At 29.7% G+C, this 21,392-nt stretch carries 18 protein-coding genes and 1 riboswitch; of the genes, 1 reads left to right on the forward strand and 17 read right to left on the reverse strand.

What is annotated here, in order from left to right; all coding sequences use genetic code 11:
* Positions 1-20 precede the first annotated feature (20 nt).
* Entirely contained in the window at positions 21-479 is a 459-nt protein-coding gene (locus I4V16_RS00500) for a VanZ family protein (RefSeq protein ID WP_099329932.1), read from the forward strand.
* A 44-nt stretch (positions 480-523) separates the two neighbouring features.
* Here the strand turns inward: I4V16_RS00500 and I4V16_RS00505 are convergent, their stop codons facing one another.
* From I4V16_RS00505 to I4V16_RS00585, 17 genes are all read right to left on the reverse strand, one after another.
* Entirely contained in the window at positions 524-1,057 is a 534-nt protein-coding gene (locus I4V16_RS00505) for an NUDIX hydrolase (protein ID WP_099329944.1), read from the reverse strand.
* Positions 1,058-1,174: 117 nt separating this feature from the next.
* Positions 1,175-2,023, reverse strand: a complete 849-nt coding sequence (locus I4V16_RS00510) for a hypothetical protein (RefSeq protein ID WP_049179094.1) — start codon at positions 2,021-2,023, stop codon at positions 1,175-1,177.
* Between the two features lie 25 nt (positions 2,024-2,048).
* Positions 2,049-7,151, reverse strand: a complete 5,103-nt coding sequence (locus tag I4V16_RS00515) for a M60 family metallopeptidase (RefSeq protein ID WP_099329931.1) — start codon at positions 7,149-7,151, stop codon at positions 2,049-2,051.
* A gap of 118 nt (positions 7,152-7,269) precedes the next feature.
* A riboswitch (cyclic di-GMP riboswitch) is annotated at positions 7,270-7,354 on the reverse strand.
* Positions 7,355-7,520: 166 nt separating this feature from the next.
* Positions 7,521-7,766: a hypothetical protein gene (locus tag I4V16_RS00520; RefSeq protein WP_049179095.1), complete on the reverse strand. Its 246-nt coding sequence runs from the start codon at positions 7,764-7,766 to the stop codon at positions 7,521-7,523.
* A gap of 128 nt (positions 7,767-7,894) precedes the next feature.
* Positions 7,895-8,437, reverse strand: coding sequence for a hypothetical protein (locus I4V16_RS00525; protein WP_049179096.1), 543 nt, complete (start codon positions 8,435-8,437; stop codon positions 7,895-7,897).
* 84 nt (positions 8,438-8,521) lie between these two features.
* On the reverse strand, positions 8,522-9,382 hold the full coding sequence (locus I4V16_RS00530; protein ID WP_049179097.1) for a M15 family metallopeptidase: 861 nt from the start codon (positions 9,380-9,382) through the stop codon (positions 8,522-8,524).
* A 436-nt stretch (positions 9,383-9,818) separates the two neighbouring features.
* Positions 9,819-10,631: a sporulation transcription factor Spo0A gene (spo0A, locus tag I4V16_RS00535; RefSeq protein ID WP_049179126.1), complete on the reverse strand. Its 813-nt coding sequence runs from the start codon at positions 10,629-10,631 to the stop codon at positions 9,819-9,821.
* 448 nt (positions 10,632-11,079) lie between these two features.
* Positions 11,080-12,270 (reverse strand): SpoIVB peptidase, encoded by a 1,191-nt coding sequence (spoIVB, locus tag I4V16_RS00540; RefSeq protein ID WP_049179127.1) that lies wholly within the window; start codon positions 12,268-12,270, stop codon positions 11,080-11,082.
* Positions 12,271-12,520: 250 nt separating this feature from the next.
* A complete protein-coding gene (gene recN, locus I4V16_RS00545; RefSeq protein WP_049179128.1) occupies positions 12,521-14,215 on the reverse strand; it encodes a DNA repair protein RecN in 1,695 nt (564 codons plus the stop codon).
* A gap of 21 nt (positions 14,216-14,236) precedes the next feature.
* Positions 14,237-14,686, reverse strand: a complete 450-nt coding sequence (locus I4V16_RS00550; RefSeq protein ID WP_049179129.1) for an arginine repressor — start codon at positions 14,684-14,686, stop codon at positions 14,237-14,239.
* 14 nt (positions 14,687-14,700) lie between these two features.
* Positions 14,701-15,540, reverse strand: coding sequence for an NAD(+)/NADH kinase (locus I4V16_RS00555; protein WP_049179130.1), 840 nt, complete (start codon positions 15,538-15,540; stop codon positions 14,701-14,703).
* A 17-nt stretch (positions 15,541-15,557) separates the two neighbouring features.
* Positions 15,558-16,367: a TlyA family RNA methyltransferase gene (locus tag I4V16_RS00560; protein WP_049179131.1), complete on the reverse strand. Its 810-nt coding sequence runs from the start codon at positions 16,365-16,367 to the stop codon at positions 15,558-15,560.
* 15 nt (positions 16,368-16,382) lie between these two features.
* On the reverse strand, positions 16,383-18,239 hold the full coding sequence (dxs, locus tag I4V16_RS00565) for a 1-deoxy-D-xylulose-5-phosphate synthase (protein WP_049179132.1): 1,857 nt from the start codon (positions 18,237-18,239) through the stop codon (positions 16,383-16,385).
* 18 nt (positions 18,240-18,257) lie between these two features.
* Complete coding sequence (locus I4V16_RS00570; RefSeq protein ID WP_180269520.1) at positions 18,258-19,130, reverse strand: polyprenyl synthetase family protein; 873 nt, start codon at positions 19,128-19,130, stop codon at positions 18,258-18,260.
* The gene (locus I4V16_RS00575; RefSeq protein WP_027097696.1) at positions 19,126-19,341 is read right to left on the reverse strand and encodes an exodeoxyribonuclease VII small subunit; all 216 of its coding nucleotides are present in this window, start codon (positions 19,339-19,341) and stop codon (positions 19,126-19,128) included. The genes I4V16_RS00570 and I4V16_RS00575 overlap by 5 nt, the downstream gene beginning before the upstream one ends.
* 8 nt (positions 19,342-19,349) lie before the next feature.
* Positions 19,350-20,546, reverse strand: a complete 1,197-nt coding sequence (xseA, locus tag I4V16_RS00580; RefSeq protein ID WP_111937258.1) for an exodeoxyribonuclease VII large subunit — start codon at positions 20,544-20,546, stop codon at positions 19,350-19,352.
* A complete protein-coding gene (locus tag I4V16_RS00585) occupies positions 20,536-21,384 on the reverse strand; it encodes a bifunctional methylenetetrahydrofolate dehydrogenase/methenyltetrahydrofolate cyclohydrolase (protein ID WP_099329435.1) in 849 nt (282 codons plus the stop codon). The genes xseA and I4V16_RS00585 overlap by 11 nt, the downstream gene beginning before the upstream one ends.
* Positions 21,385-21,392: the final 8 nt, after the last annotated feature.

Consider the following 21,392-nt stretch of genomic DNA (forward strand, 5'->3'; position numbering starts at 1 on the left):
ATTATATTGGAAAAGAAATTATGAATGCTCTCCTATTTATATACATAGTAATTCTTATAAGTTCAACAATAATCCCTACTTTTGTTCATGTAAAAGAAAGGTCTTTAACAGAAGAATTTAACAATATTGTATGGATACCACTTTCAGATTACATCTCTACAATTATAAATGGTGAAATTCCAAGCATTAAGTTTTTTCTTCGCGCTATAATAGGCAATATATTTTTACTTACACCCCTAATAGCTTACCTATGTTGCTATAATAAAAAGTTAAGAAGTATACAAAAAGTTTTATTAATATCCTTCTTAATTTCTCTATCAATTGAAAGTATTCAATTTGTTGAAAATATTTATCTTGGTACACTAAGAACAGTTAACTCATCAGATTTGTTATTAAATACTATAGGTGGATTAATTGGATATGGATTATTTAAAGTTATTTATAAAACAAAACTTAGAAAAATAATTAGAGCAAAATAAAAGACAGGTTAGTGTAAAATAATAGCTTTACACTAACCTGCTTACTATTCACATTGAAGCATATATTGACATAAACAATTAATAGATTTTGTATCTATTATTTCCCCTTTTTTAACCATTTCTTTCATTTCTTCAATTGAGACCTTAATGATTTCTGTAAACTCATCTTCATCTCCACCCTTAACTCCTTCATATATTCCAGTTGCAAGGTATAGATGAATTATTTCATCACAAAAGCCTGGTACCGTACATATCTTTCCTAAGTATTTAAATTCCTTTGCTTTATATCCTGTCTCTTCTTCTAATTCTCTTTTTGCACATACAATAGGTTCTTCACCTTTTTCTAGCTTTCCTGCTGGCACTTCAATAATTACTTTATTTAATGCTGTTCTAAACTGTTTAACTAGAATTATTTCACCTTCATCAGTTAAAGGTAAAATTGCAGATGCTCCTGGATGTCTAATAACATCTCTACTAGCTAGGTTTCCATCAGGTAACTCAACATCTATATTAGCTACTTTTAAAAAGTTTCCTGTATATCTTTCTTCTTCTTTTAAAATCTTTTCTGAAATATCCATTTTATCTTCCTCTTTTCTAATATAATTTCTTATTTCCATTATACTTAATTATATGTTAGCTATCCACTTTTCTAAAGAATAAAGAGTAGCCATAATTACTATGACTACTCTTTTACATTAAGCTTTTCTCTTTTTGAAATTATATATTAAGATAACTCCACCTGAAAGTACTAATAAAGCAATAAAAATATTTCTTAATAAATTATCACTTGTTTCTACTTCATTAGATGATGCATCTTCTTTATTATTAGAATCATCATTTGAATCACCATTTTCTAAAGATTCATTAGACTCTTCATTACTATCAGTAGAGTTTTCCTCTTTATCCTGATTATAATCATTTTCTGGCTTTTCTTCACCTTGGCCTAAATTATTATCATTACCTGGCTTTTCTCCGTCTTGTCCTGAATTACTATCATTACCTGGTTTTTCTTCATCTTGCCCTAAATTATTATCATTATCTGGTACATTAGATGCCTTAATAAATTTAAACTCTTCATTACTGTTTGATGGTAAATTATTCATTTCACCATCTTTATTTTTATCAGAATAGATAAATTTAAATTTGCCCTTACCATTTATATTATAGTTAGCATTCATTTCACCTTTAACTTTAATAGATGCCACCTTAAGATTACTGTATTCAACTAAGTTTTTGCTTGACGTAACATAGATATCCACTACGTTTTCTACACTATCATACTTATAATTTTTAACTACGCTTTTATCACTTAAAGTATCACTCCATGTTAAAGAATCAAGAGTTACATCTCCTTCTATCTTTAAACTAATGCTAAAGGATTTAACTTCATAATTTATTTTATCAACGGATATTTCTACAGTGTTTGCTTTTTCTTCTACTCTTTTTATATTTGTTTCCACTGATGCAGAAGTTATTTTATATGGCATAACTATCATCATAGCAGACAACATAAAAAGCCCAACTACTTTTTTTATGTTTTTCATAGTATCCTCCTATATAAAGCTTTATTTATCTCATGTTTTCTGGAATTATTCCACCTTCAAATTTTATTTCAGGTAATACCTCAGGTATATTTACATATAAAGTATCACTTACTAATCTTTGACCTTCTAGAGTTTCAGCATCATTTACTCTATATAATTCAGCTCTTATTTCCTTTGGTAATGTATTTAGCTTGTCTGGAGTTAAGTAGAATATCCATGTTCCACTACTTATTTCTCCAAGGTGTCCATTTTCAGGTACTTCTGCAAGAAGAATTTGTTCACCTTCAATTACATTATCCTTCTTATCTCTTAAAAGAACTGCATTAAATGCTGGGTTTCCTCTGTATTCTCCTGTAAATACAATTGATCCCTTTGGAATAACATCTCCTTCATTCTTTCCATAAATAAAGTCTTCAGAAAGGGTACCTACACCAGATTCCTTTAAATCAACATTATCTCCAGGAGGTGCAATAATATCAAGTTCTGCTATTGATATTCCACTAGCCTTTGGAGCAACAATTTTTACATATGATGCTTCATATGACCATAATTGTTTACCACCTGTAGAATCTTCTTCATTAAAGTATATAGTTTCTGAATTCTTATCTACACTTAAATCAAATTTACCACTATTAGCTAAAGTCCAATTTTCTTTGTCCTTACTTACAAATACTTGATAATCTGAAATTGTATTATTTGATAAATCTCCATCTTCAATACCAGCTGTATATCTTAATCCAACAATATTTTGAACTTCATTTAAATTCACAATTACATATGGATCTTGATTATTAGTTCTATCACCCTTAAAGATTGTATTATTTTTATTATCTTTAATCTTATTTATAGCTGGGTTATCTACTGGTCCTGTTGTGTTATTTTCGTCATTAACATCTTCACTTGATGATGTATTAGTTTCAACTTCCCATAAGTTTTTAGTTAAACTTCCATCATGTGATACCTTTATTGGATCAAGAGTTAATTTTTCTGTTTTATTTAAATGATAATCATAAGCTACTACTTCATATGTAAATACTCTATTATTAGCTGAAACATAATCAGTAAAGTTAGAATCAGTAGTAAAGCCTATTACTTTTCCATTTCTATAAATTTCATATCCTAATATTTTATCTGAGTCCTTATTAGTTCCAAGTGTTAATTCTACACTCTTTGACTTAGTGCTATCATCATATGATAATGAAGCTTCTACACTTGTATCCTTTGACATTGATTGAACTCCTGCAAGGATTTGTCTTCTTCCATTGTCATTAAGATATTGAATCTTTCTACCTTCTTTTTCATATCCCTTTTCAGCCATGTAAGCTATATTTTCTTCTGAAGGAACTATTCCCCATGACTTAAAGAAATCAGTTAAGTCTTTTTGAACTACATCTGATGCATATCTTACAATCTTTTGTTCATAAGATAACTTTGAATCCTCTGCAGAAGCTTCTCTAGCTCTTTTAGATAATCTTGCATAGAAGGAATCATTAGTTAAATCATTATCTCTATCAGTTATAAGCATTACTGATGTTGGATTTTCATCATAAGCTAAATGTAACTGCCAGAACATTCCTAGTTGAGTAAATACATTTCCAGGTAAGCCTATTGTTTCAGATGTTACCTTTTCATATATTTCTGTATACTTATCTGAATTTTCTAATCTTGAAGGTGCTTTATCATCTAATGTTTGAGCAAGTAATGCAATAACGTTATTAGTTACCTCTGCTTTACCTAGTCCATTCATTTCAGTTACGTGTCCTATTTCATGGGCAATTCCCCATCCAAATAATGATCCTGACTCTTTAACAGTTCCATCTTCATTAAATGTATATGGCTTTCCATTAACTAATCCACTTGCTGAACCATATTCAATTCCAACATGGTGACCAGATGCATACATAAATGCTCCTGCAAACATTCTTTGATATTTAATATTAACTCTACTTCTTGGTTGTAAATGCTTCTTCTCTGATGCATCTAAAGTTCCATCATTATTAAAATCAGGGTTTTCACTTACACCTCTTTGAGCATACATTAACTCCATTATTTGTTCTAGAGCTTGAAGGCTATCATATAGTCTATCAACTTGTTCATCTTCTGTAGCAAGACCTGATGTTATACCATTTAAAATAGCTGAAGCAGGTAAATTTAAAGTAGCCTTAGTTGTTTCTATATCAGTAGTATTTACAATGCTTGTCTTTTCATCATATTTGTAATTATTATTTGACTTATTTGCAAAGAACTTTGGATACTCATCCTTCATAGTATCAACATAATCCTTTAAGCTTCTTATATATTCTCTGATACTTTCCTTAACTTCTCCTTCTTTGCTGCTATCATTTATGTCTCCATAAACATTTAAGTGAGGAATTTCCTTAGCTCCACTTACTCTTATTTTTATTTCTTTATTAGAAGGGTTTCCATTTGGGTATCTAACGTATATACTTCCTCCCTTTTCTACATCTAAATTATGTATCTCAGGCACTTGTAGTACATTCTTACCCTTTTGAAGTTTTACTGTCTTAATAAACTTTCCACTTTCTCCATAATGTTGAGTAAATGCAAGTTCAGGTAATACATTTCCTTCTGTACCAACATAAACAACAATTTCTTCCCCAGCTTTTGCTGTGTATCCTAAAGCTTGATAGTCATTTGAAAGCCCTAAATTATTACCACTATTGCTTATATTTTGATTTACTGTAAATGTATTTTTACTTATATTTTTATCATTAAGTATATCTTCTGCAAGTTTAAGCTCATCTAATATAATAGATTGATTTGGATGATACTCACCACTTACTACATCACTAGTGTTAGCTCTTTCTCTTAGTTCATTAATCTTATCATGAGTTACATTATCATTTAATTCTATTAATAAATCATCCTTAAATAAATTTCTTACATCATCCTCAATAGAATCATAATGATAGAATTTCATTTCTGAAACTGTTAGTATTCCTCCACCATATACGCTTAAGTTTAATTGAACCTTCTTTGCCTTAATAGCTTCTGGTAATTTCACTACATAATATGGCTTTCCATTACTAACCTTTTTATTTACCCTTATATCTTCATTTTCTATTTGATGAACATTTCCTTCATTATCCCAATATCTAAGTACATAATTGTAAAACTCTCTAGTATGCTTATCAAATCTTGGAGAAAACATTATAGTATCCATTGCATATGTATCATCAAATTCAACTATTGGAGCTGATTTACTATACATTGAACTATCCCAGTCATTATGTACCCATGCAGATGTAAAGTCTCCATCTACTATTGCAAACTTATTTTCATCAGTTACTTCATTACCATCTATTCCACCTCTAGGATATGTTACATCTACAATGTGATTAGTAACCTCTCCTACTTCATTAACTGTATTTAAAAGCTTATAGTTTGGTATCTCTGGAGCTATTAAAGAAAGTGTAGTTCCTGTATACATTTTTGATTTACTACTTTCACCAAAGCTATTATATGAAGTTAAGTAAACCTCATAAGTAACATTATCTTCAAGACCAGTTAATACAGTAGAAACACCAGTTATGTTAGAAACCTTATTAAAGTTCTCTTCTCCCTTAGCTCTATAGAACAGATTATATCCTTCTGCCCCCTTCATCTTCTTCCAAGATATGCTAAGTTGTCTGTATTCACCAACAATATTTATATTTTCTGGAGCATCTGGAGCTTTTTTAGGCGCTGGAGTGGCTTTTACTGTTTCTGACCATTCACCTTTCCATGTCTCACCACTGTAGCTTCTTACTCTTATTTCATACTCTTCAAAGTTTTCAAGTTCTGATAATTCTATTGAATTTCCTCCAACCTTAGTTAACTTTTCTGATGTATCTTTACCAGTATTAGTTTTATAAGAAACTTCATATCCATCGATATTTACTTGTTCTGACCATTTTAATTTAACTGTTTCATCATCAGTTTCCACTTCTAAAATTGTAGGTGCTGTACTTTCTGCCTTTGGAACTTCTTGATATACATCATTTAAAAATTCAACCTTACCTATTTGAGCAAGATTATTATTAGTTGGATCTGTAGCATTAACCTTAATAGTAATCTTTTTAACTGCAACTTGCTTTTCTAAATTAATTACTACCTTATCTGATACTGGATTTTCAGCTGTTCTAGCAAGTCTTGCGTTATTATTAATCTTTTGCTTAATAACTCTACCATCTTCAGTTTCAACTAATATAGTACCTTCTGTAATTCCTTTAACATCAACAACTACTTCTTCTGCCTTTATTTTAGGAACCTCAATAGAGAATTTTCCAACTACTTTTTCACCATCTTCATCTACTTCTGGAGTACTACTTGGCTCAATTGTAATTCCTTCCTCAGAATCCTCAAAAAGATCCTTTACTTCACCATGAACTACACCAACCTTTTCCTCTTCAAGGATTACAACCTCTGATGGATCAATTATTGCAGAAGTATCGTATATACTTTCCTTCTTATCTTCATTGTTCTTATTTATAGCTTCATGAACAATGGCTAAATCTGCAATATCAACTACTCCGTCTCTGTTTAAATCATATAATAGGTTGCTTGTCCCTATATTCTCTAAAATTGATTTATAATCTTTCTCTGTAGTAACCTTATCTCCATCTACATCCACTACTAAAGAAACATCTCTATCGTTTCCTATATAAATTCTCTTTGAATAATCATTTATTTCAACTTTTTCTTTTAATACTATTGGAGCAAAACCTTCCCCATTAATTTCTAAAGTATATTTTCCCTTTGGAAGATTGTTAATAATAGCATTGTAATAATACACATCACTATCATTAGTTTCCTCTAAATAATAATCTAATGCTGATGTTTTATAGCTTATATTTCCAGCATACTGTTCTTCAGCATTATTTCCAACAGGAACCTTAAGTACCTCTTTATCCCCTAATTTTAAACTTAAATTTAATTTAGTTTCTTCTGTTTTTCTAAGTTTTAATGGCACATCAAACTTTAATCTTACTTCTAATGTCCCTTGTAAACTGCTATTTATGCTTACATTGCTACTTTTTGTTGTTGCGTAAACAGATACTGCTTGAGTTGATATAATTTCAGTTGCCATTACAGTAGCAATTAAAATAGCTAAAGCCTTTCTTTTCACCAAATTTTCCTCCAATCGTTATAATGTAGAATAAAAAAACTACCCACTAAAGGATAGCTGCCATAGAATTTCATATTTTATTAAATACTACTTATTATGAAATCAAAGAATATACTTCTTTAGCAACTGGCTAGCATAGTTATTAAACCTTAGCTCCTTTAGCTTTGCGTCTTTAGATTTCTCTAAATTTGCCAATATATATAGTTTTCACGTATATTCTACTATAATTTTCTACAATTAGAAATAGTTTTTTTAAATTTTATTAACAAATACTTCTTATTATCTAAAAAGCATTCACTATTCTCATACTAAAATGTAATAAACTACAAAAAGGGCTTAGATTTTATTCTAGGCCCCTTTCTTAAATTCTTATTCAGATACTATTTTACTTCCTACATACTCTTCTTTATAAAGTGTGCATCCATTCTTTTTAACCTTAATATCTCTATACTTTACTTTTCCACATTCATCTACATAATCAGTAATAAAAATATCATTATTGTTTACATAGTATCTATTGTGATAATGATTAACCCTTATATTTTTCTTTTCCCCTTGAATATCTATATAGAAATCCTCTTTTACATCCTCTTTCTTTAATTCTTCATACTCCATAGAAATTTCCTTTCTTATATAAATTAAGCTCAAATTAATTCAAAGAATTAAATTGAGCATATGCCTATAGTTATTTAATTTTCATAGAAGAGGAGAAGATATTCTCCTCTACAAAATAATCCTTCTGTTTAGCACCAACAGTCATAATCCTTTTCGTTCTTCTCTTCTTTGCAATCACACCAGTAGCTATGACCACAATCTTCATCTTTCTTTTCCCATTCAGATACATCAATATATTTCTTAGATTCTTTCTTACATTCGTTCTTGCATTCTTTTTTGCATTCTTTTTTGCATTCTTTCTTGCATTCCTCACACTTTGGTTCGTGACACTTAGGTTCATGGCACTTAGGTTCTTTCCATTCACATTTCTTTTCTTCAATAGTAGAGCATCCTAAATACTTAGTTCCTAAATCTATTGTTTCTACCTTGTGATGAACTCTGTTACAGTCCTCAACATAATTCTTAACAAAGTGACAATCAGTTACCATAATATCATTGAATCTTGTAAAGTGGTTGTTATGGTAATGCTTGTTTACGATAGCTTCTTTTTTTCCACACACTTCATATTCTTTATCATAGCACTTTGTAGTACCCTCTTTTACCTTAACTTCACACTTTTCTTCACATTTATCTTCAGGTTTATTGTTATATTCATAATCTTCTTTGTACATTCTTATATCCTCCAAAAACAAATTTTAATTATAGTTTATATTATGTATAATTCACATAATATGTGATATATTTCTACTAAGTTTTTATTTTATCTTTGAAGTTATTATGTATCCCCCTTTATTATCCTTAGATATCTCTATGTTTTTGTACTCTTTTGGAATATCTAAAGAATTATTATGAGAGGATTGATATGAAATTATATATTCACCACATTTATATGACTTATCTTTTTCATAAAGATGGTAATATTCTTCTAGGGTTAGTCTATTATTATAAATAATATTAGAATGAGGCAATCCAACATATCTTATATGCCAAGGTTCATAATTAAAGCCTGTCTTGCTCTTTCCTAAAAAAGGATACCTTATTATAAAACCATATTTGTGTGCATTACTATTAACCCACTTACCTACTTGTGATTTTATAAAGTTCTTCTGTGCTAGTGTATGTACGTATAAATCTAAAGCCAGTCCAGTCTCATGCTCACTATACCCAACCTTTGCTGCAAGAGAACTATCCTCCTTATATAAATCTTCTTGTTCGTTTTTATCTCTATATGTAGACATAATTAAGAGCTTGTCCTCAGTATACTCTTTTGAAGCCTTAAGTAAGGATTCTAATGGCTCTACCACTTCTCTATTTATTAAAAAACCTGTATCTCTAAATTCTACCAAGTTCAAATTATTATTATAATCTAGCTTATTATCATTATTTACAAGCCACATATTATTTGTATATTTTATATTATTATATTTTCCTTCTTCTATATCTGATAAATCTACCTTCTGTGTTCCAATATCAACTTCTTCTAATGTAATACTTTCTCTTTTATCAAATAAAGTCATAATTCCATATTTAATATCAGGTCTTTTTATAGCTATATAAACTCCTATAATAAGTATTATTGCTAGTGTTATCGATATTATATATTTAATTTTTTTCATATAAACCTCCCATAAATTAACTACTATTTAACTTTATCAATAAGTTCTTATTATTAATTTATGGAAACTTATATTAATCTTAGCAATATCTTAGGATTTTCTTAAAATTTTTAGTTAAAAAAGACGGAGTGGATATTTATTTTTCGCGTTCCGTGGCAAGCTCTAAGTCACATAAAAATAAATATCTATTCCCTTAGCACTTAAGATAAGGAAATTATAAAATTATTATCATTGATTATATCTTTTAATATAAAAATGTAATAACCCCCTTAATTTATAACTAATTAGATTTTTATATTTTCTAGACAATAAAAAAAGACACCTCTAATCAGTTTTTAACAACCAATTAGTTGATGTCTTTATTAATCATATAAATTTATATTTATTGCTATGACATTATAAAGGTTATATTCCTTTAAAACTTGTCATAGAGCTATTAGCTTACTTTATTTTTAAGTCTTAACTTGTCAGCTATTATAGCGATAAATTCTGAATTGGTAGGTTTTCCCTTTTCATTATGAACAGTGTAACCAAATAACTTATTTATAGCATCAACTTGTCCTCTACCCCAAGCTACTTCAATAGCATGTCTTATAGCTCTTTCAACTCTTGAAGCAGTTGTATTATACTTCTTAGCTATTGATGGGTATAATTCCTTAGTAACAGCTGATAATAATTCCATATCGTTAACAACCATAGTGATTGCTTCTCTTAAATACATATATCCTTTAATGTGTGCTGGTACACCTATTTCATGAATTATGCTTGTAATTTCAGTTTCAAGATCAATAGGTCCTCTGCTAGTTGCAGCAGCTTCTCTTTCAACAACTTGAGTTGAAACAGATCTTCTCTTAGTTTCAACATCTTGTGTGTTAAACATCTCTCTTATTCTCTTTGTAAATATATCCATATCAAATGGCTTTACAACATAATAATCAGCACCTAAAGTTATTGCTTGTTGAGTAATCTTATCTTGTCCAACTGCAGATAATACGATTACTCTTGGCATTTTATCTAAATCCATTCCATTTAATTTTTCTAAAACTCCTAATCCATCAAGGTGTGGCATTATAATATCTAAAACTACTAAATCAGGTTGCTTTTGTTGAATTAACTCCAACGCTTCCCTACCATCTTTCGCTATGCCTGTTACCACTATATCCTTTTGGTTTAATAAATAATCATTAAGTATGCTGCAGAATTCTTTGTTATCGTCAGCGATTAATACTGATATTTTTGAATCTTCCATGCTTTTCTCCCCTTTATCCATTTTTTACCAATGTAATTATTATTTCGCCATTTATTTATTAATTCCTTCTTTCAACAAGAAAGTTTTCACTAAGACTTTATAATTGCATTATCTATAATATAAATTCGACATTGCTTAAAAAATTCCTTTTTAACTATAAAATGTATTATCTAAATTATAAGATTTTTTAATCTTAGTATATATGGTTTATTAATATTACTTTAGTATATAATATTCTTCTTTGTTTTTAAATATTATAATTATATCTTCCACTATTTGTAAATTATACACCATATTTGCATCTTCGTAAATACTTTTATCTAAAATAAATAATTCATTTTTACAATTATTGGTAATTATTTCTGTTCTTTACTTCCTATTTACACTTTATTAACAGGATTTCGTCAAAAAACTAAGGATATCTAATAATTTATATATCCTTAGTATTTTACTTCAAAATCCCTGCATCTTCAAGCATCCAATCGATGTAAATTCCATAACCTACATCTGGTTTATTTATTAATACATGGGTAACAGCTCCAACTAACTTACCATTTTGTATTATTGGACTTCCACTCATACCTTGAACAATGCCTCCAGTTTTACTTAATAAAGTTTCATCAGTAACCTTTATTAGCATACTTTTAGGGCCAGGTGAATCTTGTTGAAGCAACTTTACTATTTCTATTTCATATTCTTTAGGTCCCTCTTCATCTATAGTGGTTATTATTGTAGCTTTTCCAAGTTTTATTTCATCTCTGAAAGCCACCTTCATAGGTGATGACCTCATAGGATTACATTCTGCTTTTTTACCTTCTCCAAAAATACCACATTGAGTATTTTTCACTATGCTACCTATTGGTTTGTCATCATTCACAAAAATACCTTTAAGTTCTCCAGGTGCACCCTTTTCACCTTTTCTTACACTTATTATTGATGATTGTAAAAGATCACCTTTCTTTATTGTGAATGGTTTATTTGTATCACCATCAGTTACAGGATGGCCTAGTGCAGCAAACTTTCCTGTTTTTTCATCATAGAAAGTCATTGTACCTACACCTGCTGTTGAATCCCTTACCCAAAGACCTAATTTATATCCACTATTACCTTCCTTAACAAGAGTTACTTCCTTGTTTAAATTTTTGCCATCTCTTAATAGTTCAATATTAATTTTTTCTTTATTAATTGAACTAACCTTTTTTATTAAGTCATGTGATGTTTCTATAGCCTCTCCATCAATTTTTAAAATTACATCTCCTACCTCTATGCCGGCTTCACCTGCAGGGCTAATTTTTCTATCATTAGCTATTGCTATTTCTGAAAACCCTACTACTAAGACTCCTTGAGATGAAAGTCTTACACCAATACAATTACCACCAGGTATAACTTCAATATTTTTTACTTTATGTACTGAAACCTGTTTGATTGGAATTAGTCCAAGTAAATTAACCTTTAACTTTTCTTCTTTATATTCTACTTTATTAAAAGGTCCCACATTTGGAAGTGCCGACATTACTTCCACTTCACTACTTGTATAAAGATGATCTGGTACATCTTTTAGCATAATGCATGTGGACAGAGCCAAAATCAAGATTGGAGTAATTATTACGCTTACTATTTTTAATAGTTTCTTATTCATGTCTATCTCCTCCTTCTCCTCCTTTGCGTCTGTTTTTAAGTTACCCATTGGACATGCATTATATTCTATAGTAACTTTTCTATTATAGACAAAAATTAAATATATAATTTTTAAATATCTCTTTTTGAAAAAAATTGATACCTAGTTACAAGGTTTCGTAAAATTATATTTCTTTTTATGGAAAACAAAAAAAATAAAACCACAAACTCTTGTGATTTTATTTTTACCAATATGTTATAACTTATGTATATTAAAGATTTTTAATTTCATCTTTTTTAGACTCTGCAAACTTTAGCATCTCTTTTACATTTTGTATGGTAGCTTCTGTTACTCCGTTACCACCCATCATTGATGCCACTTGATTTATTTTATCTTCTATAGATAACATTCTAATCCTTGTAAAAGTTTTATCATTTACTACTTCTTTTGAAACAAAATAGTGATGATCTGAAAGTATAGCTATTTGAGGAAGATGTGTTATACATAAAACTTGATGTCCCAAGGATACTTGATACATCTTTTCTCCAACACGTTGTCCAACTGCTCCACTAATTCCAGTATCTATTTCGTCAAAAATTAAAGTTGAAATTTCATCCTTATCAGCAAATACACACTTAAGTGCAAGCATTATTCTTGATAATTCTCCACCTGATAAAACTCTTTCAAGAGGTTTTAAAGGTTCTCCTGGATTTGTAGATATCATAAAGCTAACATCATCAAATCCTCTTTCATTATAACTATCCTCTAAAGTTATTTCTATCTTCATTCTTGATTTATCTAATCCAACATAAGATAGTTCTCTAAGGATCTTTTCTTCTAATGAAGGACTATATTTTTCTCTTATTTCATGTAGCTTTTCACCTACATTTTTCATATCCTTTAAAATGTAGCTTTCTTTTTCTATTAATTCATTTAGTATTTCTTCAGCATTTATTAATTCATCATATTTTTCTTTTAATTTTTCATGATAAGCTAATACTTCTTCTACTGAACCACCATATTTCTTCTTATATGTGTTAATTTCATAGATTCTCTCGTTGATTTTACCAAGTCTAATATCATCATAGACTATTTCATCACCAAGGTCTCTAATATCTCTTGTCGCCTCTTCTAAGCTAAAATAAGCACCTTCTAATAGTTCTCTCTTTTCTTTTAAAGCTTCAAGATGATTTTCTACTGAAGAAACTTCACTTATTACCTTTGAAAGAGATTCTAAAATTGAATTTCCATCTTCTCTTTGGCTTAAAAGTCCATAACTTATTCTAAGAGCATTATTTATTTTTTCTGCATTATTCAAAACATTATACTCTTCTTTTAGTTCTTCCTCTTCACCAATTTTTAATTTACCTTTTTCTATATCTTCAATTTGGAATTTAGTATAGTCAATTAGCTTATCTCTGTCCTCAGCACCTTTAATTTTATTAATTTTTTCTTTAATTTTTGATAGTTCTTCTTTTAAATTTAAAAATTTATTTAAAGGCTCTTCTATATCTTCTCCAATATAATTATCTAAGTATAAAATATGACTACTTCTTTGTAGTAAACTTTGATTTTGATGCTGTCCATGAATATCTAATATCTTTTCTCTTATTCTTTTAAGCTGAGTTATAATTAAACTTCTTCCATTTACTTTTATTATGCTCTTACCAGATAATAAAGTTTCTCTAGATATTATTAGCATATCATCATACTCGATACCTAACTCATCTAGTACATGGTTAACATTTTCATTGTCTATTGAAAAAATTGCTTCAACGAAGGTTCTCTCTTCTCCTGTTCTTATTAGGTCCTTTGAGAACTTTCCACCTAAAACATAATCAATAGCATCAATAAGAATAGATTTACCTGCACCAGTTTCTCCTGATAGTATGTTGAATCCTTCACTAAATTCAACAGTTATTTCTTCAATTAGAGCAAAATTTTTAATGTTTAATCTAATTAACATTCTACCCCACCTTTTTAACCCTTAAGATATTAAATTTCTTATTTTAACTACTAGCTCTTCTGCGCCTTCAGTAGTTCTAAGCATTATAAATATTGTATTTTCACCTGCAATTGTTCCAGCAATCTCATCAAATCCAAAACTATCAATAGCTTCTGCAACTGGAGCTGCACCTGCAGATACAGTCTTTACAACTACCATTTTATCTATGTTTTCAACTGAAGTAGTTAAATTAGCTAAAACACTAGTTAATTTATCTGACATATTATTTTCATGTGTCTTTGGAACAGCATATTTATACTTTCCTGAAGGTCCTTGCATTTTTATAAGCTTTAGGTTTTTGATATCTCTAGATACTGTAGCTTGAGTTACATCAAAACCTTCAGATTTTAACGCTTCTGCTAAATCTTCTTGTGTCTCAATATCTCTTTCAGCTATTATTTCCAAAATCTTTAAATGTCTTTTTGATTTCAAATTTTCTCACCATCTCATTCCTTAGAATTATTCAAGATTTTTGTCCTTAATACTTTAAAATAATCATAATCTTTAAACAAAAGAACTTGAACACTTTTTTCTGCTCTTTCAACCTTTATCTTAGTTCTTTGTTCAACCTTAGTAGCTTTTTGCCCATCTACTGTTAAATAAATTTCTTCTTCCCCATTTTCAGGAATAATCTCAATTTTACTTTCTCCACTTAAAACCATTGTGGGCATACTTTTTGTATGAGGACAAATTGGAGTTAAGGTTATTAAATCAAGATTTGGATAAATAAATGGCCCCCCTGCAGAAAATGAATATGCTGTTGATCCAGTTGGAGTTGCAACAATTAATCCATCACCCTTAAAAGTTGAATAAAGCTTTCCATCTACAAAGACTTGAAACTTTACCATTCTTGAAAGTGTTCCTCTTGCTACAACTACATCATTTAATGCATGTTCTTCAATAACTTCCCCATCTTTTATGGTTTCATACTTAAGAAGCATTCTATCATCAAGATTATATTCATCTTTTTTTAATTTTTCTATTGCTCTATCTATATCTGAAATTTCTGTACTAGATAGAAAACCTAGGTTTCCAATATTAATACCGAACATAGGTAATGAAGTTTTTTTACTAATTTCTCTTGCTACATTTAGGAGTGTGCCATCTCCCCCTAAGACAACAAGCAAATCTAAAGGGGTTTTAAATTCTTCATCTTTAAGCTTAAATGAATTGAAAATTCTTATCTCATCTAAATCGAAATTCATTTCAAACTTCTTTTTAACCATATTTAATATCTCATCATTTTTATCTTTAGTAGGATTTATGGCTATCCCTATTCTTTTCATACTTTCCCCCAAGAAAATTATATTTCAGTATGAGATGCTTCTACAACCTTATCCACATCTTCTCTAACAAAAGTACTTTCTCTTCCCATATCCTTAGTAAAATAAACTAAATATTCTATGTTTCCTTCAGGTCCCTTTATAGGAGAATAACTAACTCCTAATACATTTAGATTATGTTCAAGTAAGTAATCAATAATTCCAAATACTACTTCTTTATGTACTTCAATGTCTCTTACAACACCTTTTTTTCCTACTTTTTCTTTACCTGCTTCAAATTGTGGTTTAATTAAAGCTACAACTTCACCATTATCTTTTAAAAGTTCTACAGTTGCAGGCATTATCTTTTTTAAGGATATAAATGATACGTCTATAGAAGCAAAATCTACAAGTTCCCCTAAGTCTTCAGGTTTAACGTATCTTATGTTTGTTCTTTCCATGCAAACAACTCTTTCATCAGTTCTAAGCTTCCATGCAAACTGACCATATCCAACATCTATAGAAAAGACCTTACTTGCACCATTTTGTAGCATACAATCTGTAAATCCACCTGTTGATGCACCAATATCCATACACACTTTACCTTCTAGTGTAATAGGGAAGTTTTTCATTGCCTTTTCAAGCTTTAGTCCTCCTCTACTTACATAAGGTAATTTTTCACCCTTGTATTCAATATTAGCTGTTACTGGAACCTTTTCTCCCGCTTTATCAACTCTTCTTCCATCTACAAAAACCTTACCAGCCATTATTGATGTTTTAGCTCTCTCTCTAGATGTAATTATTCCTCTATCAACTAATAGAATATCTAGTCTTTCTTTTTTATCTGCCATAATCTACTCCTTATATTATATAAGTTTAAGCACAGTATCTGCTATTCCTTTTCCATCTAAACCATTATCCTCATATAGAAGATTTACATTACCTTGATTTATAAATTTATCATCGTATCCTAAATTTATAAATTTACCTTTATGTCCACAGTTAGTTAACTCTTTTAATACTAGAGTACCTAAGCCGCCGTTTTTCATATTATCTTCTACCGTTACTATATGGTAGCCTTCTTTAGATAGCTCTCTTATTAACTCTGTATCTATTGGCTTAATAAAGGTAGCATTAATTATACTTGGGTTAACATTTTTTTCTTCTAATATTTTCTTAGCTTTTAAAGCATGTTGAACCATTTTTCCAGTAGCTATTATTGCTACATTTTCACCTTTATTTAATGTTTCCCACTTACCTAGTTCTACTTTATTTATAGGAACCAAGCCATCTATTTCATCTCCACCTCTAGGATATCTTATAGCAACTGGTGTTCCTTTATTTAAGGCCCATCTAAGTAACACATCAACTTCTTCTAGACACTTTGGTGCCATAATAGTCATGTTAGGAATCATTGATAAAAATGATATATCCATAATTCCTTGATGAGTTTCACCATCATCTCCAACGATACCTGCTCTATCTATGCAAAAAACAACAGGTAGGTTTTGTATACACACATCATGTATAACTTGGTCAAAAGCTCTTTGCAGGAAAGTTGAGTATACTGCAAATACAGGCTTTAAGCCACTGCAAGCCATTCCTGCAGCTAAAGTAACTGCATGCTGTTCTGCTATTCCTACATCAAATAATCTATCAGGGAATTCCTTGCAGAAGCATCTAAGACCTGTACCATCTGGCATTGCTGCTGTTATTGCTACAACGTCCTTATCCTCTTTTGCAATTCCTATTAAAGATTTCCCAAAGGCTTTTGAGTAGCTATTTGATGGAGATATATTAGGTTCTCCACTTTCTAAATCAAAAGGAGACACACCATGGTATTTCCATGGACTTTTTTCTGCAAAATCATATCCTTTACCTTTTTTAGTTATGGTATGTATAATTACAGGTCCATTTATCTCTTTTGCTTTATTAAACATTTCAACCATCGTTGGTATATCGTGACCATCTATAGGCCCTATATATTTTATTCCCATATCTTCAAACAACATTGAAGGGACAACTAATTGTTTAACACTATCTTTTAATTTTGATAATGAATGAATAACTGCTTTTCCTACAGAACTACTGCCTAAGCTTGAATTAATGTCCATCTTAAGTTTATTATATCCTGGTTCCATTCTTAATTTATTAAGATATGATGATATACCTCCTACATTTGGAGATATAGACATTTGATTATCATTTAAAACTATAATCATATCTGTTTTATTAAAGCCAACATCATTTAATGCTTCAATGGCCATTCCACCAGTTAAAGCTCCATCGCCTATTACTGCAACTACTTTATAATCTTCTCTTTTTAGATCTCTAGCTCTTGCCATACCTAAGGCTGCAGATACTGATGTACTACTATGTCCAGTATCAAATGCATCATATTTACTTTCATTCCTCTTAGGAAATCCACTCATTCCATCTTTCTTTCTAAGAACCTTAAAACCTTCTTTTCTTCCAGTTAAGATTTTATGAACATAGCTTTGGTGTCCAACATCCCATATTATTTTGTCTTTTTCTAAATTAAAACTCTTGAAAAGACTAAGCGTTAGTTCAACTACACCTAAGTTAGATGCTAAGTGCCCTCCAGTTTTAGATACACTATTTATAAGAAACTCTCTTATTTCTTCCCCTAAAGATTCTAATTCATTATTATTTAGAATTTTAATATCTTCAGGAAACTTCATATTATCTAAAAACTTTGTCATATTATCATTTCCTTTGTACTAATATTCTCTATCTAAAAGATTATAAGTTAGCTCCTTTAGATATTTAGCATCTACTGTCAAATCATTTAGTATAGAAATACATTCTTCTGTTAACTGTTTACAAAGATCTTCACATCTGTCTATACCATACATTGTAACAAAGTTGCTCTTATTTTTGTCCTCATCCTTATTAGTGTTTTTGCCCAATTTATCTACTGAACCTAAAACATCTAATAAATCATCTTTAATTTGAAAAGCTAACCCTAGTTTTTGACCAAAAATATCAAGCTTTTCAATATCACTTTCTTTAGCCTCACCTAATATTGCACCTGCAACAATAGAACTTCTTATAAGTTCTCCTGTTTTCTTTAAATGCATATATTTTAACTCTTCTTCTGATAGTGTTTCCTTTTCTTCACTTAATATATCTACAACTTGACCACCAATCATTCCATCAGCACCAGCTGCATTAGCTATTTCTTTTGAAGCTCTTAATACATTCTCTCCTGATTTTAGTGAATAATCCATCATTAAAATCATAGCTTCATTTAATAATGCATCCCCAGCTAATATTGCTATGGCCTCTCCAAAAACCTTATGGTTTGTTGGTTTACCCCTTCTTAAATCATCATTATCCATTGCTGGAAGATCATCATGAATTAAAGAATAAGTATGAATCATCTCTATTGCAGCTGCCATAGGTAATACTTCTTTATAAGATTCTTTATATAAACTATGAGTTAATAGAAGTAATATTGGTCTTATTCTTTTTCCACCAATATTTAAACTATAACTTGCTGCATCATAAATTTTCTTATTATAACTTCCTTTTTGCAAAAAATAATTACTTAAATATTCTTCTATATCCCTTTTACACTGGTCAATCTTAATTACCATCTTCAAACTCCACTTCTTTTTCTTCTTTTATAATAGAAATTTTGCCTTCTAGTGTATTTAAAGTTTTATATAATTTATTAACTATTTTTACTCCCTCTTCATAGGATTTCATAGATTCCTCTAGAGAAAGTTCCCCATTTTCTAGTTCTCCTAAAACTCCTTGAAGTTTTTGAAGCATTTCTTCATAACTCTCTTTTTTCGCCATAAATCCTCCTACTTATCAGGACTAAATTTACCTTTCACTACGCCATCAGCTAAGAAAACATTTATTTCTTTTTCCTCTGACATCCTTTTTACGGTATTTATAACACCACTTTCATCCTCTATTATAGCATAACCTTTATTAAGTAGGTTACATGGATTTTGTGCCATTAAAAGATTATTTAGTCCCGATAACTTTTCCTTTTCAATATTAATCTTGTTAACTATGTTAGAATTGAGCCTTTCTTTAAGCTTTTCTATTATCATATAGTTGTTAACAATTCTACTCATAGGTGAATTTAATTTAAGTATTCTACTTAATGAATCCACCTTATTTTTTTCTAATTGAAGCTTGTTAGCTATAATACTTCCCATTCTATTATTTATATATTCTATTGTTTCTTCTATATCTGATTGCAAAGGCACAGCTATTTCAGCCCCTTGTGATGGAGTAGCTGCTCTTACATCACTTACAAAGTCAGAAATAGTAAAATCCACTTCATGTCCAACAGCTGATATTATAGGTATTTTAGATTTAAATATAGCCTTTGCTAATTCTTCTTCATTAAAGTTCCATAGTTCTTCTATAGAACCTCCACCTCTACCTATTATTATTACATCTACTGATTTAGTTCTATTAAAGTATTTTATACCCTCAATAACTTCCATGTAAGCTCCAATTCCTTGAACCTTAGCTGGATAAAGTACTAAATCTACTAAGCTATTTCTTCTTTTAGAAACATTTATAATATCTCTAATTGCAGCACCAGTTGGAGAGGTAACTATTCCTACTCTACTAGGAAGTTTAGGTATTTCCTTTTTTAATTCTTCATCAAAGTATCCCTCTTTACTAAGTTTTTCTTTTAATCTTTCAAACTTTATGTAAAGTTCCCCTCTACCTTCCTGTTCAATAGTATCGCAATAAAGCTGTATACTACCGTTTTGAGGGTAAATAGAAGCTCTTCCTCCAATTACTACTCCCATTCCTTCTTCTAAAGTAAGCTTAAGCATAATAGCCTTACTTCTAAACATAACACAGTTTATTTTTCCACCTTCATCTTTAAGAGAAAAATAAATATGTCCACTAGAATGGTATTTTAAATTAGAAATCTCTCCTTTTACAGAGAGATTATTAAGTATAAAATCATTATCTATTATTCGTTTTAAATAATTATTAACCTCACTAACAGTTAAAGTCTTAATCTTCATACTCTTCTGCCGCCTTGCAAGCATTTTTTATTAAAAGTGTTGTAGTTAATGCTCCTACTCCTCCTGGTACTGGAGTTAAATGTGAAGCCTTATCTATAACTTTGTCAAAATCTACATCTCCTGTTATTTTACCTTCAAAAGATGAAGTTCCAACATCTATAACTACTGCACCTTCTTTTACATAAGTTTCATCTAAGAATTTAGGTTTACCTATTGCTACAACTAAAATATCTGCTCTTTTGCAAACTTCTTTTAAATCCTTAGTTCTTGAATGACATATAGTTACTGTAGCATTCTCCTTTAATAACAGCTGTGCTACAGGCTTTCCTACTATATTACTTCTACCAATAACAACTGCTTCTTTTCCGCTCAAATTAATACCTAAACTTTTAATTAGGGTTACAACTGAATTCGGGGTACAAGGTAAGAAACCATCTTCTCCCATATATAACTTACCTTGTGATTCAAAAGTTAAGCAGTCAATATCTTTTTTAGGAGATATTCTAGCTACTACTTCCTTTTCATCAATACCTTTTGGTAGAGGAAGTTGAATTATAATACCATGAACCTTATTATCTTCATTTAATTTATCAATAGTATTTAATAATTCTTCTTTAGATGTATCTTCTGGAAGTTCAACTCTCTTAAAAAGAACTCCTAAAGATGTAGCAACTTTCTCTTGACTATTCATGTAATAAATAGAACCACCATCATTTCCTACAAGAATTGATGCTATTTGAGGAATATCTTTTCCTTCTTTTGTTCTTTTATCTACATAGCTTTTTATTTCTTCCTTTATATTAGTTGCAATTTCTCTACCATTTATAATTTGCCCCATTTTATTTC

It is taken from the genome of Clostridium sp. 1001283B150210_160208_E6 (genome assembly GCF_015669365.1).
In the GTDB taxonomy this organism is placed as follows: Bacteria; Bacillota; Clostridia; order Clostridiales; family Clostridiaceae; genus Clostridium; species Clostridium paraputrificum.